The 15,254-nt window shown below is 69.6% G+C and carries 16 protein-coding genes; 7 read left to right on the top strand and 9 right to left on the bottom strand.

Annotated features, from left to right (window positions below; translation table 11 throughout):
- Nucleotides 1-123 precede the first annotated feature (123 nt).
- Nucleotides 124-1,329, top strand: coding sequence for a serine hydrolase domain-containing protein (locus RIF93_RS12165; protein WP_309091674.1), 1,206 nt, complete (start codon nt 124-126; stop codon nt 1,327-1,329).
- Nucleotides 1,330-1,427: 98 nt separating this feature from the next.
- On the opposite strand, the gene RIF93_RS12170 is transcribed toward RIF93_RS12165, so the two are convergent.
- Nucleotides 1,428-2,351: a LysR family transcriptional regulator gene (locus RIF93_RS12170; protein ID WP_309091675.1), complete on the bottom strand. Its 924-nt coding sequence runs from the start codon at nt 2,349-2,351 to the stop codon at nt 1,428-1,430.
- Between the two features lie 189 nt (nt 2,352-2,540).
- Between RIF93_RS12170 and RIF93_RS12175 the strand changes: the two genes are divergently transcribed.
- The 3 genes from RIF93_RS12175 to RIF93_RS12185 all read left to right on the top strand — a co-directional run bounded on the left by RIF93_RS12175 (nt 2,541) and on the right by RIF93_RS12185 (nt 5,264).
- Nucleotides 2,541-3,575 carry an aldo/keto reductase gene (locus RIF93_RS12175; RefSeq protein WP_309091676.1) on the top strand — a complete coding sequence of 345 codons (1,035 nt, stop codon included), beginning with the start codon at nt 2,541-2,543 and terminating at the stop codon, nt 3,573-3,575.
- Between the two features lie 50 nt (nt 3,576-3,625).
- A complete protein-coding gene (locus tag RIF93_RS12180) occupies nt 3,626-4,474 on the top strand; it encodes an SDR family oxidoreductase (protein ID WP_309091678.1) in 849 nt (282 codons plus the stop codon).
- Nucleotides 4,475-4,538: 64 nt separating this feature from the next.
- Nucleotides 4,539-5,264 (top strand): SDR family oxidoreductase, encoded by a 726-nt coding sequence (locus tag RIF93_RS12185; RefSeq protein ID WP_309091680.1) that lies wholly within the window; start codon nt 4,539-4,541, stop codon nt 5,262-5,264.
- Between the two features lie 538 nt (nt 5,265-5,802).
- On the opposite strand, the gene RIF93_RS12190 is transcribed toward RIF93_RS12185, so the two are convergent.
- Nucleotides 5,803-6,798, bottom strand: coding sequence for a phytase (locus RIF93_RS12190; RefSeq protein ID WP_309091682.1), 996 nt, complete (start codon nt 6,796-6,798; stop codon nt 5,803-5,805).
- A gap of 207 nt (nt 6,799-7,005) precedes the next feature.
- On the opposite strand from RIF93_RS12190, the gene RIF93_RS12195 reads away from it, so the two are divergent.
- The gene (locus tag RIF93_RS12195) at nt 7,006-9,270 is read left to right on the top strand and encodes a TonB-dependent receptor (RefSeq protein WP_309091684.1); all 2,265 of its coding nucleotides are present in this window, start codon (nt 7,006-7,008) and stop codon (nt 9,268-9,270) included.
- A gap of 57 nt (nt 9,271-9,327) precedes the next feature.
- Here RIF93_RS12195 and RIF93_RS12200 read toward each other — a convergent pair whose 3' ends face one another.
- Entirely contained in the window at nt 9,328-9,627 is a 300-nt protein-coding gene (locus RIF93_RS12200; RefSeq protein ID WP_309091685.1) for a hypothetical protein, read from the bottom strand.
- A gap of 256 nt (nt 9,628-9,883) precedes the next feature.
- Here RIF93_RS12200 and RIF93_RS12205 point away from each other — a divergent pair, with 256 nt between their 5' ends.
- A complete protein-coding gene (locus RIF93_RS12205; protein ID WP_309091686.1) occupies nt 9,884-10,414 on the top strand; it encodes a recombinase family protein in 531 nt (176 codons plus the stop codon).
- A gap of 1 nt (nt 10,415) precedes the next feature.
- Nucleotides 10,416-11,051 (top strand): prepilin peptidase, encoded by a 636-nt coding sequence (locus tag RIF93_RS12210; RefSeq protein ID WP_309091687.1) that lies wholly within the window; start codon nt 10,416-10,418, stop codon nt 11,049-11,051.
- On the opposite strand, the gene RIF93_RS12215 is transcribed toward RIF93_RS12210, so the two are convergent.
- The 6 genes from RIF93_RS12215 to gspJ form a co-directional block, all read right to left on the bottom strand.
- Nucleotides 11,048-11,428 carry a hypothetical protein gene (locus RIF93_RS12215; RefSeq protein WP_309091689.1) on the bottom strand — a complete coding sequence of 127 codons (381 nt, stop codon included), beginning with the start codon at nt 11,426-11,428 and terminating at the stop codon, nt 11,048-11,050. The genes RIF93_RS12210 and RIF93_RS12215 overlap by 4 nt on opposite strands.
- Nucleotides 11,415-12,119: a type II secretion system protein N gene (gene gspN / locus RIF93_RS12220; protein WP_309091691.1), complete on the bottom strand. Its 705-nt coding sequence runs from the start codon at nt 12,117-12,119 to the stop codon at nt 11,415-11,417. The genes RIF93_RS12215 and gspN overlap by 14 nt, the downstream gene beginning before the upstream one ends.
- On the bottom strand, nt 12,119-12,592 hold the full coding sequence (gspM, locus tag RIF93_RS12225) for a type II secretion system protein GspM (protein ID WP_309091693.1): 474 nt from the start codon (nt 12,590-12,592) through the stop codon (nt 12,119-12,121). The genes gspN and gspM overlap by 1 nt, the downstream gene beginning before the upstream one ends.
- Entirely contained in the window at nt 12,589-13,704 is a 1,116-nt protein-coding gene (gene gspL, locus RIF93_RS12230; protein WP_309091695.1) for a type II secretion system protein GspL, read from the bottom strand. Before gspL ends, gspM begins: the two co-directional genes overlap by 4 nt.
- Nucleotides 13,701-14,654 (bottom strand): type II secretion system minor pseudopilin GspK, encoded by a 954-nt coding sequence (gspK, locus tag RIF93_RS12235; RefSeq protein WP_309091697.1) that lies wholly within the window; start codon nt 14,652-14,654, stop codon nt 13,701-13,703. The genes gspL and gspK overlap by 4 nt, the downstream gene beginning before the upstream one ends.
- The coding region (gene gspJ / locus RIF93_RS12240) for a type II secretion system minor pseudopilin GspJ (RefSeq protein ID WP_309091698.1) at nt 14,651-15,254 on the bottom strand (604 nt) is incomplete at its 5' end. The genes gspJ and gspK, both read right to left, overlap by 4 nt.

Genomic DNA, 15,254 nt, shown 5'->3' on the forward strand with positions numbered 1-15,254 from the left:
AGACGCGGAAGCGTCCGGCCATTCGGCCCCGGCCCCCGAAAGTTTCGCCCGCGCCGCCTCTGGAAACCCCACAGCACGCACCTACCTGCCAAGCTTGGACCCCGACTGTGCGGAGCAACCCCCATGGCTAGCGCCCTCGCCCTTGCCTTCGCCGCCGCCCTCGCCGCTCCCGCCGCTCCAGCCGGGGATGCGGCGCCCACCCTCCAGACCCGCGTCGACGCGGTGATCGACCAGGCTATCGCGGAGCAGCGGATCGTCGGCGCGGTGGTGTTGGTCTCCGTCGACGGCAAGGTGGTCTACCAGCGCGCCGCCGGCCTCGCCGATCGGGAGGCGGGCCGTCCGATGCGACGCGACACGGTCTTCCGACTGGCCTCGGTGACCAAGCCGATCGTAAGCGCCGCGGCCATGCGGCTGGTGGAACGGGGCGAGCTCTCCCTCGACGATGCGGTCACCCGCTGGCTGCCGGACTTCCGCCCGCGACTGCCGGACGGATCGCAGCCGACGATCACGGTGCGGCAGCTCCTGACCCACACATCGGGCCTCAGCTATCGCCTGATGGAGCCGCCCGGCGGCCCGTACGACCGCCTCGACATCTCCGACGGGCTCGACCAGCCCGGCCTGTCGCTGGACGAGAACCTGCGGCGGTTGGCGCAGGCGCCGCTCGCCTATGAGCCTGGGACCTCCTGGCGGTATTCCCTTTCCCTCGACGTTCTGGGCGCCGTCATCGAGCGCGCTGCGGGCCGCCCGCTCCCCGATGTCGTTCGCGAGACGGTGACCGCACCGCTTGGGCTCAGGCGCGCGGGCTTCAAGGCGGACCACGCCGAGGAGCTGGCGACGCCCTATTTCGACGCCAGACCTCAGCCGCAGCGGATGTGGGACGGCGTGGACGTTCCGATCGGCGGCGCGGTGGCGCGGTTTGCCCCAAGCCGGATCCTGGACGCGCGCTCGTACCCTTCGGGCGGCGCCGGCATGGTCGCGACCGCCGATGAGGTCCTGACCTTCCTCGAGGCGGTCCGGCAAGGCGGCCGTCCCATCCTGTCGCCAGCCACGGTACAAGCCATGACCACCGACCAGGTGGGCCCCCAGGCGCAGACGCAAGGCCCGGGCTGGGGCTTCGGCTATGGATGGGCGGTGCTGGTCGATCCGGCGCTCGCGAAGTCGCCGCAGAGCGCCGGGACCTACCAATGGGGCGGCGCCTACGGGCACAGCTGGTTCGTCGATCCCGCACGGCGCCTGACGGTCGTGGCCATGACCAATACGGCCTTCGAAGGCATGAACGGGCGCTTCACCACGGACCTGCGGAACGCCGTCTACGAGTCCGCACCCTGATGCGGCCGCGCTAGAGCTAAACGGCCGCCGTCTGATCTGACGCCGACACGCCATGGCAAGGCCGGCTAGGGTCGGGAGTGGACGTTCGGAAGGTCAGCTTATGGACCACTTGCGCTCAGTAACGATCCCCCTGGGCGATAGCGCAGAGCATCGACCAGGACGGCGAACGCCGGCGTGTGCTGGCGGCGGCTGGGGTAATAGAGGTGATAGCCAGGGAACGGCGGCGACCAGTCCGACAGCACCTGAATGAGCCTTCCGGCCTGGAGGTGGGGCCGTACTTCGTCCTCGAAAAGGTAGGCGAGTCCGAAGCCGTCGAGGGCGGCTTGCAACATCATGGGGTTGCTGCTGAACACCAGCTGGCCATCGACGCGCACCCGCAGCTCCCGCCCGTCCTTTTCGAATTCCCAGGCGTAGAGCCCGCCCGAGGTAGGCTGGCGAAAGTTGATGCATCGATGGCCCGAAAGCTCCTGCGGCGCCTGCGGGACTGAGCGTCCCGCGAAATAGGAAGGTGACGCCACCACGACGAGCCGCATCTCGGGGCTAATCGGGACGGTGACCATGTCCTTGGCCACGAGTTCGCCGAGGCGGACGCCCGCATCGTAGCCCTCCGCCGCGATATCCTTCAGGCCATAGTCCGACACGAGCTCCACATTGATGTCGGGGTACTGCACCAGGAGCTTGCGCAGCTTCGGCCAGAGCACAGTTTCCATCGCATGCGGGTCGGTCGTGATCCTGATGTTTCCCGCAGGCTTGTCGCGCAGCTCGCCCAGGGCGGCGAGTTCGGCGTCGATCTCGTCGAACCGGGGGCCGAGACGCTGCAGAAGGCGTTCCCCGGCTTCGGTCGTGGTCACACTCCGCGTGGTCCGATTCAGAAGGCGCACTCCTAGACGCTCTTCCAGACCCCTCACCGTGTGACTGAGCGCTGAGGGAGTCACCCCTAGCCGGGCCGCGGCGCGTGTGAAGCTGCGGTCGCGAGCGACCGCCAGGAAGGCGAGTAGGTCGTTCGGGTTGGCCCGCGCCACTACTGAGCTCCACTCACAAGTCCATGCACGATTCCCGCTCTAATCCTGCGGCATCCGCCTGACTAGGTTCGCTCTCGAACAAGGAGCGAAGTCATGCCGACAGCCAATCAGACGAACGGAAGGCGGGCCGGGGGTGAAGCGTTCAGCCGGCGCGGTGTTCTAGCGGCGGGGGCGGCGTTCGGGCTCGCCATGCCCATGGGCACCCCGTCGGTGGCGAGCGCCACGCACACCGTACGCTCAATGAAGACGCGCAAACTCGGCGGCCTGGTCGTGTCGGAGCTCGGCTCGGGCGCCATGAGCATCAGCGGCAACTACGGACCGCCGGCGGACCGAACCCAGGGCCTACGGGTGATCCGTGCTGCCTATGACCAGGGCGTCACCTTCTTCGACACGGCGGAGGTCTACGGCCCCTACACCAACGAGGACCTTGCCGGTGAAGCTCTCGCGCCGGTCCGCGACAAAGTAGTCATCGCCACCAAGGTCGGCTTCGAGATCCCTGGGAGCGGCGTGAACAGCCGGCCCGACCACATCAGGCGCTCCATCGAAGGCTCTCTGAAGCGTCTCCGGACGGATCGCATCGATCTGTACTACCAGCATCGGGTCGACCCTGCTGTGCCGATCGAAGAGGTCGCGGGTGCGATCAAAGACCTGATCCGCGAAGGCAAGGTGCTTCATTTCGGCCTCTCGGAGGCGGCCCCAAGCACGATCCGGCGGGCCCACGCCGTTCAACCTGTCGCGGCGCTGCAGAATGAATACTCGCTGATGACGCGGGACGTGGAGTGGAACGGCGTCCTGGACACCTGCGAGGAGCTCGGCATCGGCTTCGTGCCGTGGAGTCCCGTCGCCATGGGGTACCTGACCGGGACGATGAACGGGAACACCCGGTTCGATCCTCAAACGGATATCCGATCCGGGTTCGAGCGCTTCACGCCTGAGAACCTCGCCGCCAACCTGCCCATCGTGGAGCGTGTGAGGCAGTTCGGGGCGCGCAGGAACGCCACGCCTGCCCAGATCTCGCTCGCTTGGCTCTTGGCCAAGAGGCCCTGGATCGTCCCCATCCCCGGCACCCGCAACCCGGCTCACCTGCGGGAGAACCTTGGCGCCACGGCTGTGCAGCTGACGCCCGAAGATGTTCGGGAACTCGAAGCGAGCCTATCGGGCCTGCGGCTCTACGGCCGCCGACTGAACGCCGCGCACTTCTCCACGATCGACCAGAGGCTCTAGGCGCGCCGCCCGAGTAGGCGGCGGCCTTATCCCTCCTGAAAGGATAGAAGATGACTGATCAGAAGGTATGGTTCGTAACCGGCGCCGGCCGCGGCCTTGGCGTTGATATCGTTCGTCAGGCACTTGCCGCAGGGCACTCCGTCGTTGCGACCGGCCGCGCCCCGGAGAGGGTTCTGAAGGCTGTTGGGCGGCACGAGAACCTGCTCGCCGTTGCGCTCGACATCACCGATCCAGCCGCCGCGGCAGCCGCGGCGCAGGCCGCGATCGACCGCTTCGGGCGCATCGATGTCCTGGTGAACAATGCCGGCAACTTCTACGCCGGCCACTTCGAGAACATCAGTCCTGAGCAGTTCCGGGCGCAGATGGAGACAAACTTCTTCGGCCCCTTGAACGTGACCCGCGCGATCCTCCCGGGCATGCGGGCGCAGCGAGCCGGCCAGGTGATCACCGTCAGCTCGCTTGCGGGGCTGGTCGGTCAAGAGTTCGTCGTCGCCTACGCCGCGTCGAAGTTTGCCCTCGAGGGGTGGATGGAGTCGTTGCGCTTCGACTTGGAGCCGTTCGGCATCCGCACGATGCTGGTCGAGCCCGGCTTCTTCCGAACCGAGCTGCTGGTGGAAGGCGCCTCGACCATTTGGCCGGAACTGGCCATCGAGGACTATGCCGAGCGCACCCGCCAGACCATTGAGGCCTGGAAGGGCGTGAATGGTCAGCAAGGCGGCGACCCAGCCAAGCTCGCTGCCGCTCTCGTGAGCCTCTCGGATGCGGGCGACCTCCCGCTCCGCTTCGTAGCTGGCGCGGACGCGATGGCGGCTGTGGAAGCGAAGCTCGCAACGCTCAAGGCGCAGATCGACGCGCACCGGGAGCTCTCAGGCTCGTTGGCGTTCGCCGCCGCCGAATAGCGGACCTCCCTCAACCGACGGGCGGTTCTAACCCGCGCCGTCCTCCTCGATTTAAGGTACGGACATGACGAAGACCAACCGCGTGGCGGTGATAACCGGCGCGACCTCGGGCATCGGCGAGGCCATCGCAAGAGTGCTGGCGGGGGAAGGATACCGCGTGGCGCTTCTCGGCCGGCGACTAGATCGGCTGTCGTCGCTCGTGAACGAGCTGCAGGACCGCGCCATCGGCATACAGGCCGACGTGACGGACAGGTCCTCGATCGTTGCTGCGGCCGACCGAGTCCGGCAGGAACTCGGCGGCGCAGACGTCCTCGTCAACAACGCGGGTGTGATGCTGACGGCCCCATTCGGGACCGAGAAGCGAGACGAACACCGCCGGATGGTGGAGACCAACCTGCTCGGCGCCATGACCGCCACAGAAGTGTTCCTGGATCAGCTACGCGCCAAGGGCGGCGACCTCGTGAACATCTCGTCGGTCGCCGGACGTGTCGCTCCTGCTGGGTTTGCCGCCTATTCGGCGACCAAGTGGGGGATCAACGGCTGGTCGGAAGCCTTGAGGGTTGAGCTCCAACCCGACATTCGGGTGATGGTGATCGAGCCTGGCGCTGTCGCTACGGAGCTTTCGGACCACATCACAGATCCTGAGAGCAAGAAGGCCGCCCAGGAATACCGCGACCATGTGGCCATGCCGCCGCAGGACATCGCCGACGTGGTTGCGTTCGCTCTCTCTCGGCCGAAGCGGGTTACGCTCAATGAGATCCTAGTGAGACCGACTGTCCAAGCAATGTGAGCCCGCGTTGCGAGCAGCATTTGCGAGCCGACGTCCGCTATCGGGTGGGAAGCCAACGTCCGCTCCCGACCCGGAGCTGACATGGCGTCGGCGCGCGAAGCAGACATTCCCGCCCACCACGCCCCGGGCCCTCAGCTACCGCTACGAGCGCCAGCTAAGGGTCGAAAGCCGTCATAGGCTCACATCCGCGAAACGAACCTTGGGCAGGCGCCTAAGCCGCCTCAGCGAGGCGGGGCTCTTTGGCCTGGCCGAACGAGCCTCTTGCGAGCGCGGCAGGCCAGCGATCAGTCGCCCCGAAGCCGGCGCAATCCCCGGGCGGAGAGGCCCCATTGACGGCGTGCGCTGGCTCGCGGCGCCGGCCGCGCAAAGAGCCCTGCGCCTGTTTTACGTTCGGCCGTCCATCGGGCCGTCTTCATCGATCCCGAACCGGGTTCGCGCTCGACGAGCTTTAGGAACGCGGCGTCGTCCATAGCTCGAATGCCTACGTCGGATCGCTGCAGTCTCAGATCGCGACACGCCGATGCCGCCGCTGCATCCATCAGCGCGAGAGCGCCTTCCTGACTTCCCGCCAGTCGACCCACTTGAAGTTCTGGCCCACCCGACCGCCCGCCGGCGCCTCGCCGGCGGTGTCGGAATCGTCTTGCATCACCACGAGGCCTTCAGGAAACGCGCCAACTGGACCGCCCAAGGCCGCCACCCCGTCGGTGCCGGTGACCGGGTCCGCGCCGTTCGCGCCCACGACCGAGAAGCGGCCGGCGTAGTCGGGCTGCACGCCGTCGACCCGCCAGACGGCGAATGCGCTGTCGCCCTGGCTGGACACGATGAGGTAGGTCGCCGGTCCGTCGCGCAGCAGGGTCAGGCCTTCCACGTCGGGCTTCAGGCGGTCGGACGGCGCAGCCGCGATCAGCTCTCCCTGCGCGCCCGCCGCAGGATCCAGCGGATAGCGCCAGACCCCCTTGGCCTCTTCGCCGATGTAGAGCAGGCTGCGCGCGTCGTCGGCGACGCAGCCCTCGGTCTGGCTCGCGAGGCCGAACCGGCGTTGTTCGGTGGCGCGGATCGTCCCGTCCGGTCCGGCTTCGATGCGCACCTGGCGCACTTGGCCATCCGTACCGTTGACGATCACGATGAAGTCTTCGCCGAGGCGGGCCATGCAGAGGCCGTAGGGTTCTGCGAGATCGAGCGGCACGACGCCCCACGGACGCACCTCCAGCGTCGCTGGATCCATCAGATAGAGCGCCGCCCCCATGCGGCCGCGGTCGCTGGCGGCGACCAGCACGCGCGGGCCCTGCGGCGTGGGGAAGCCGGCGCGCAGGTCCACGTTGTTGAGCCGGCCTTCCGGCAGGAAGGCCCTGACCCTGCCGTCGAGGCCATAGACGTAGAGGCCCGCCTGCTTGTCGGTGCCGATGATGACCCCGTGCTGCGGATTTGCGGCGTCCACCCAGATCTCGGCGTCGTCGGCGGCATCGGCGTTGCGCGTGGCGACCGCCGCGGTCTCTCCGCCGGCGGGGACGGGAACGCCAACGCCCACGAGCATGCGCGCCGAGTCCGACCGCGCCTCAGGGTTTAGATGAACGCAGGAACTCGAAAGAACAGATGCCGCAAGCAGTGACGCAAAACTGTAATAGATCCGAGAAGAAAACATCACTGGCTCCAACAGCTAAGCAAATCTAATCCACCCGCGGCATAATTGAAGTCGACCCGGGCTGCAACAGGCGTCGATTTCCTGTCGGGGATAGAAAAGATGAAGAAATCTGCGCTCTTCGCGCTTTGCGCCCTCGCGCCCTTGGTTCTGGCGACCCACTCCGCCGCGGCCGAAACGGCGGATGTGGCGCCGACCAGCGTCGAGGAGCTGGTGGTCACCGGCGAGATCGCCTTCCGTGATCGCACCGAGGACGCGGTCCCGACGCTGTCCTACGACCTCGAGTACTTCCAGCGGTTCGAACCGCTGACCGCAGGCGACGCGCTGAAGCGCGTGCCCAGCGTGGCCTTCCTGTCCGACATTCTGGAGGCCGACGGCGCGCGCCTGCGCGGCATGGACCCGGGCTACACCCAGATCCTCATCAACGGCGAGCGCGTGCCGGGCGCCGGCGTCGACCGCTCGTTCTTCGTCGACCGGATTCCCGCCGAGCTGATCGAACGCGTCGAGGTGGTGCGCTCCGCCTCGGCCAACCGCAGCGGCGACGCGGTCGCCGGGGCGCTGAACATCGTGCTGCGCGACGCGCTCACTTTGGACGGGGGCTATGTCCGGGCCGGCGCGATCCGCCTGCACGACGGCGAGTTCAAGGGCACGTTCGGCGGCGTCTGGGGCGGCCAGGTCGGTCCGGGCCGTCTGCTGGTCGGCGCCAGCGTCCAGGGCCGGCGCAATCCCAAGGAGAAGTTCAGCCAGCGCTTCGACGAGCCGGGCGGCGAGCTGGACAACGTCGAGGTGCAGACCGACGTCCGCGACGGCACGGACTACTCCTTCAACGCCAGCTACAACCTCGACGTGGCCGGCGGCGTGCTGGACCTGAACGGCGTGTTCGTCCGCACCGACCGGCTGCAGGCGGAGCGGTCCATCGAGTACGCCGGAGGCGAGATCGCTGAGGCGGCGATCGAGACGACGAACGTCAACGACCTCGACATCCTGACCGACAACTACTCGTTCGGCGGCCGCTTCAAGCGCGAGATGCTGGGCGGCGAGACCACCTTCAAGCTGGCCTATGCCGCGCTCGAGGACGACCAGTACGAGTTCGAGGACGAGATCAACGTCGAGGACGACGAGTTCGAGGGCGTCCGGGTCCAGACGGACATCAAGGACGAGGAACTGTCGGCCGCCCTGCAGCACCGCCTCGATCTCGCCTCCGGCCAGAAGCTCGAATTCGGCGTCCAGTTCGTCGACAAGGACCGCCGCACCAGCGTGCTCGAGACCGAGACCGAAGAGCCGGGCGTGTACGACCCCTACGAGCCCGTCGCCGGCGGCCTGAGCACCATCGAGGAGCGCCGGATCGACCCGTACGTGATGCTTTCCGGCGAGAGCGGCCCGCTGAAGTGGGAAACCGGCCTGCGCTACGAGACCACCGAGGTCACGATCATCGACGAGACAGTCGACGAGGACGAACGCAACTCCGAGAACGACTATGGCCTGCTGCTGCCGTCCGCGCACCTGCGCTACAGCCTGACAGGCGCCGACCGCATCTCGGTCTCGGTGGCCCGCACCGTGCGGCGGCCGAACTTCAACTACCTCTCGCCGGCGCTACTCGAGGGCGAGTACGGCGACAACGACTTCCTTGGCAATCCAAACCTGAAGCCTGAAACCGCCTGGGGACTCGACGTTGGGTTCGAGCACCGCATCGGCCCGCGCGGGGTGTTCGGGGTGAACGTCTTCTACCGGAAGGTCTCGGACTTGATCGAGCTGGTGAACACCGGCGAGTACTCGGAAGAGGCCCTCGACAACTACGAAGACGCGCTGGAGGACGGCGCCACCGAGGCCGAGGCGCAGGAGGAGCTGACCTCGTTCGTCCTGTCGGCGGACAATGTCGGCGATGGCACGGTCTACGGCATCGAGTTCGACCTCTCGACGCCGCTGGACTTCGCAGGCCTGCCGAACACCGGCGTGTTCCTGAACTACTCGTGGCTGGACAGCGAGGTGGACGACGCCTTCGGCTCGCGGCGGTTCAACGACCAGGCCAAGTATGTGCTGAACGCCGGCTTCATCCACGACCTGCCGGAATGGGGCGCCGCCTTCGGCGCCACCTACCGCAAGCAGGGGGCCGCGTTCGGCCGGATCGTCGGGGAGGAGGTCAGCACGCGCTACAGCGGCGACCTCGAGGTGTTCGTGGAGAAGCGCTTCGGCGAGCGCTTCGTCGTGCGCCTGACCGGCTCCAACCTGCTCGACGGCTCGAAACGGGAGACGTTCAACAAGTTCAACACGATCGAGGACCAGATCGACCGGGACTTCGACGAGTACGAACTAGAGCGCGAGGAAGCCGGTCCGGTCTTCCAGCTGGTCGGTCGGATGACCTTCTAGGCGGACGGCGCGACGGTCCCTCAGGCCGTCGCCACCGCATGTTCGCCGGGCGTCGGCCTAGCGCGACGCGAGCTTCTGCTTCTGCAGCCGGCGCGCTTCGGCGCTGGTGATGCACTTGGGCTGAGCCCAGACCTCGCCCTTGGCCTGCGCCTGCTTGGCCGTCACGAACTCCACCTGTCCGTGCTCGCGCGCAAAGGCGCGGCGGGTCATGGCGTCGGCCTCGCAGACATAGAGGGTCCGGGGGGCCTTGGCCTGGGCCAGGGCGTCCTTCCCGGCCTCGGCGGCGCTGGGCGCCTGTGCGGCGACGGCCGAGCCGGCGAGGGCCCAGAGCGCAAGCGCGCTGACAAGAATGCGCATGTGTTTTCCTCCTTCCGTCCAGCGGTCGAAGGCCGCCGGTTCGGAGGAAAACCTTATCGTATAGCCGCGCTCTGCAAAAGTTTTATGACGCCGGCGCGTCGCACAGGCTCGTGTGGGCTGCGGCCGGCGCAGGCTTCGCAGTTACATCGTCAAAGCGTCACCGCACCGTCGCATCCGCCCCCGATAGTCGGCGCGGGAGGGGGACGGTCGCGACACTGGCTCTCTGCGGTTTGATCGAAGTGGAGAACGCCAAGCCTTGCGTTACGGCATCGTCCGCGAAAGTCCGAGCCTGCCGCCCCCCAGCGTGCAGCGCCGCATCCTCGAGGGTGCGGCCTGTGACGTGGTCTTACAGGAAGGCCAGCCCACCCCCGAGGCCCAGCGCAGGCTGGCGCGCCTGCTGTTCGGCCTCAAGGCCGGCGACGAGGTGCTGGTGCACTCGCTTGACGTCTTCCAGCGCTCCACCGGCGAGCTCGCGCAGCTGATCCGCAACTTCCTCGAGGTGGGCGTCACCCTGCGGATCGTCGGGGAGAGCTCCGAGCCCGAGGTGCTGAAGCCCTCTGAGCACGTGTTGCGGGTGTTGTCGCTGCTGGCCGAACACGAAAGCCGGCGTCCGGCGCGTGGACCGCCCGGCGCCTCCTCGCGCTTGAACAGCGGCAGCCGCAACGCCCTGTCGAAGTACCAGATCGACCACGCCCGCAAGCTGCACCGGGAAGGCGCCTCGCTGCGCGCCATCGGCCTCTTGTTTCAGGTCTCGCCGAACGAGATCTGGGAGGCTATCGGCGACTAGGATGGCCAGCGCCTGGTTCGCATGGGGGGCCGTGCTCCTGGGCCCGGCGGCGGGCCTCGCCCTGGATCGTCTGGCCTGTCGGCTCGGCGGATGCGAGGGCGGGCCGCGCCGCGTGTGGATCCTGGTGCTCGCTTGCCCGGCCCTCGCGCTATGGGCTCAGCTTGTGCAGCCTGGCGCCACCGGCTTCATGGGCGCGCTTCTGGCCTGGCAACTCTTGCTGCTCGCGCGACTCGACGCCCAGCAGTTCTGGCTTCCGCTTCCGTTAACTCTGACGCTGCTCGCGACCGGCCTGCTTGCCCAGGCGGCGTCCGGGCCCGAGGCTCTGTTCCACGGCGGCGTAGGAGCCTTCGCCGGTTGGGCCGCGCTGACCGCGATCGCGTTCGCCTATCGCCGGCTGCGCGGGCGCGAAGGCCTCGGCGGGGGCGACGCCTGGCTCCTGGCCGGCGGCGGCGCCTGGACCGGCTGGATCGCCCTGCCGACCATCCTCGTCTGGGCGGCGGCGGGTGGACTGGTCGCCGTCGCCGCGCTCGCGGCGTCGGGCCGGCCGGTCGGACGGACCCAGCCCCTGCCCTTCGGCGTCGGCCTGGCGTTCGGCATCTGGCTGGCCTGGCTCTATGGCCCGATCGGCCGCGCCTAGTCCTGGCAGAGCGGCGCAACCCTCACTGGGATGAGCACCGACGCCCCGTCGCCTTCCCGGAAGCTCAGCACGCCCTCGGGCGTCACCTCGCCCGCCGCAATGAGCCCGCGGCCAAGCTTCACGTCCAACTCAAGCCGCAAGCCCAGACCGCGGAAAACCTGGCGGCCCTCGCCGGTCGGCTCGCCGGCGCGCGGCAACAGCTTCAGCCGCCCGTCCCTCCGGATGCGCGCCACCGGCGGGGAGCCCGACAGCACCACCAATGGCCCTCGCGGTTCGGCAGCGCTCCAGACCAGGACTGCACAGGCGCCCTTGTCCAGCCGGGGCAGCGCCTGCGGCTCAAGAACCGCAGCGGCGAGCGCCAGGCTAGCGGACAGCATCGAGGCGCCCGCGGTCAGTGCGGGTGAAGCCGTCCAGCCCGCGCTCGAAATTGGCCGCGCCCGCCGCGGCGACGGCGGTTGGATCAGTGGCCCGCAGGCGCGTGACCAGCTCGTAGCGGCCGGCGGCGTCGAGGCTCAAGAGGGCGTCCACCACTACGCCCGAAGCCTGCCCCGTGAGCGGCGCCACCAGCCGGCCATCGCGGCAAGCGGCGCGCCCGACTAGACGCAGGCCGGCCGGGGCCGTTGGGCCGATCTGCACCTGCTGCAGGGCCACCTCGCCGCGCGCCGACCGGCACCCTGAACGCCGGATGTCGAGATCGAAGTTCCGCAGCACCAGTTCACCGGTCATCGGCGCCGCCGGGGCGATCCGCCGGAGCGGCACGGAAGCGTCGACGCGGGCAAGGGCGATCCCGTCCTGTCGCAGCCGGAGGACGCCTTCGCCCTGCGCCTCGCCGCGCGCACGCACGCGGAAGCCGAGGCGGAGGGGCGAGACGCCCACTCGGGCGTCGCCCAGCGACACGCTCCGGAACGCCGCCTGCCGCAGCTGGCCCGACCAGACGGTCCCCTCCACACGTCGCGCGGACAGGCCGGCCCCCTCCGCACCCATCCAGCCGAGCACCAGGCGCAGGGGCGCCAGCAGCACCAGCATCACGAGGAAGACGAGGCTTCCGACGAGCATGAGCCGGCCCATCAGCGTCCCTCGTCGGCGAAGGTGGCGTCCATCGCCAGCCCGCCCTGATCGTCCTTGACGACCGTCAGGTGGCGGGCGGTGACGCCGTAGTCTTGCTGCAGCGACGCTAGCCAGGGGAACAGCTGGGCCGGCGAGACGCCGCCCACCGCCACCTGGACCCCGCCGCCCGGGTCGGGCGACACGCGGGACAGCGTCAGCCCCGTCGCGGCTGCCGACGCATTGACCGCCTCGGCAGCCGGCGCCCGACGGGCGCTCGAGGCGCCTCCCTTCTGCAGCTGGCGAATGCGCGCGGCGGCGGCCTCGACCTCGCCCTGCGCCCTGAGCGCGCGCTCGTAGCGCTGCGCGGCGGCCTCGCGCGCTTGGGCGACCGGGCGATGGACGCCGAACCACAGCAGGAACGCGCTCAGAGTCGCCGCCATCACAGCGAGCAGCGCCTGTTCGCGCCGAGTACGGGCTTCCCACCAGGCGATCATCGGCGCACTCCCAGGATGATGTCGCTGACGATGCGCCCGGCTTCTTGGCGCGTGCCCTCCTCGCGGAAGGCGACCTCGCCGCGCCGCAGGGCGTCGCCCAGCAGCTCCATGTCGGAATAGTTCACGTGGCTTATGCTGGCCCGCAGCGCGCCGTCGTCCGAGATCGTCAGGCTCTCGAGCTGCGCCTGATCGATGTCGGAAAGCGCCCGGAACAGGTGGGCGGCCAGACCGGCCGGGCCGCCGCCAGCCGCAAGCTCCATGCGCGCCAACTGCGCCGCCGTCTGTCCGGCGGGGTCGTTCACGGCGGTCCCCTTCGGCAGGACGGCCGACGCCGTGCGCGCGGTCTCGGCCTCGGCCCCGTCGGCCGCCAAGTTCAGCCGCACCGCCTGGCCGACGTTGAGGACGATCGGGCTCAGCAGCAGCAGCCCGGCGAGCACGGCGGCCCGGACCAGCATTCGGGGCTCCAGCCGCCGGCCGTCCGACGGCGCGAACTCGCCCTGCAGAAGGTCGACGGCGGGCTGCGCCGCCCCCTGCGCCCAAAGCCGCTCCACCGCCTCGGGATCGTCCACCAGCCGAGGCGCCCGCCCGTCCAGCAGGACCGGCGCCAGGTCGGCCTCGGCCGCGAAGGCCAGCCGGCGACCACGAACCGCGAGCAGGCCGCCCGCCGGCGCCGCCACGGGCTCCTCGTCCTCAGGCTCCGGCAGCAGGAGGTGGTCGGGAACCACAGCCGTGGGCTCCAGCCCGTGCAGCCGCGCCAGATTCAGCCAGCCCTGCATCCGCGCCGCCGCCACGGCCACCACCAGTCGCTCGCCATCGACGACGGGCGGCCCCAACGCCAGGTGCAGCGCCTCGTCCCCCAGCGCGCGCCCGTCCTCGAGCAGCAGCGCCGCGGCCGCGCGGGCCTGGGCGTCGTTGCGGCCGGGCAGCCGCATCCAGCGGGCGACCGCGTCCACGCCCGGCACGACCAGCACCACGTCCGTCGGGACAGCCGGCGCCTCGACGTTCAGCGGCTGCTGCCCGCGGCCGACCGGCTCGCCGAACTCGTTCAGCAGCAGGTAGGTGGGCGGGGCCTGCGGGTCGTGCGATGCGAAGACCAGGCGTTTGCGTCTCATTCTTCCAGCCCCCATCGCCGCGCCGCCAGCCGTACCCGACCCGCGGCATCCGCCTCCAGCAGCGCGCTCGAGAACACCTCGGCGTCCCCGAACGCGACCTCGGTCTCCAGGCGGAAGAACCGCGGCGTATCCTTGATCTGGTCGTCTGCCTCCGGCCCTAGCGGCGCTTCCACGAAGGCCGGCAGGCCCAGGAACTCCTCCGCCGCCCATCCCTGGGCCGGCCGCGCCGCGATCAGCCGCCGGGCGACCGCCAGCGGCATCCGGCCCTCGGTCAGCATCACCAGCAGCGGCGCCTGCGCTTCCGTCAGCGTGTTCGGATTGATCGGCGACAGGTCCGCGGTCGGCAGCGCGCATACATAGGGCCGCAGCCGGCCATAGATCTCGGGCGTGAAGCCGCGGATCGCCCGCAGCTCGCTCGTCTCGGCCAGCAGCGCGCCCGCCGTGCGGTAACCGTCGTAGGCCTCGTCCTCGGCCCCGCCACTCTCGCGCAGCGGGTCGGCGTCGATCCAGTCCACCAGCGCGGCGGCCAACATCTCGCCCTCGCGCTCGGTGAGGCCTGCGGCTTCGGCCAGGTCCACGAACTGGGCCACGCCCGCGTCCCGCCGCCGCGGCGCCTCCAGCGGCGGCTGGACCACGCTGTTGAGGTTGAAGCAAGCCGCCCCGTCCGAGATCCGCGCCTGGATGGTCCCGCCGTCGACGGGATAGCTCACGGTCCGGCCGCTCCAGCCGGTCAGCCGCGCCTGGCTGCGCACCAGGGCCCCGATCCGGCTGCGGGCGAGCGCCTCGGCGCCCAGGGCATACCAGCGAGCCTGGCCCACGGCCTCCGCGTTTGCGGAGCGGCGAACGCCGAACCGTATCTCGTCCAGCACCGTCACCGCCATCACCGACATCACCGCCACCAGCAGCAGCACACTCAGCAGCGCCACCCCCTGTTCGTGCCGGGACCTCATGCGGGATCTCCCGTCACCAGGAAGATCTGCGAAAGCGGGCCATAGTCGTCGAGGATCAGGTCTAGCCGCACCGCCTGAGGCAGCGGCTGGTGCACGCCGTTCGGCAGGGCCTCGATCCACTGGCCGCGCACGAGGAAGGCGATACGGCCGTCGCGCACGCCCGTGAGCAGCACCTGCGACGGCCCGGCCTCGACCCCGTCCACCGCCCGACGGGCCCGGCGTTCCAGCCGGCCCCCGGCCAGGCGGTATTCCACGGCCTGCAGGGAAGCGCGCGGCGCGGCGTCCGGGTTGTCCCAGCCGCGGCGGACCAGCTGCAGCAGGGGTCCGCCCGTCTGCTGCTCGCCGCCCGAGAAGCTGCGCACGGCCGGCCGGCCGGCGGCATCCCGCGCCGGGCGCTGAGCCGCCTGGGCGAGGTCGGCCTTCAGCATCAGCCGCGCGCGCTGCAGCTCGGCCAGACGATGGCTATGCGCCCGGACCACCTGCTGGTTGTCGACGCTGAAGCTCATGATCGCCACGCCTGCGGCCGACACCAGGCCGAAGATCAGCAGCGCCACCATCATCTCGACCAGGGTGAAGCCTTTCATGCGGGCCCCCGGAACA

The sequence above is a fragment of the Phenylobacterium sp. genome, assembly GCF_031181185.1.
Taxonomy (GTDB): Bacteria; Pseudomonadota; Alphaproteobacteria; order Caulobacterales; family Caulobacteraceae; genus Phenylobacterium.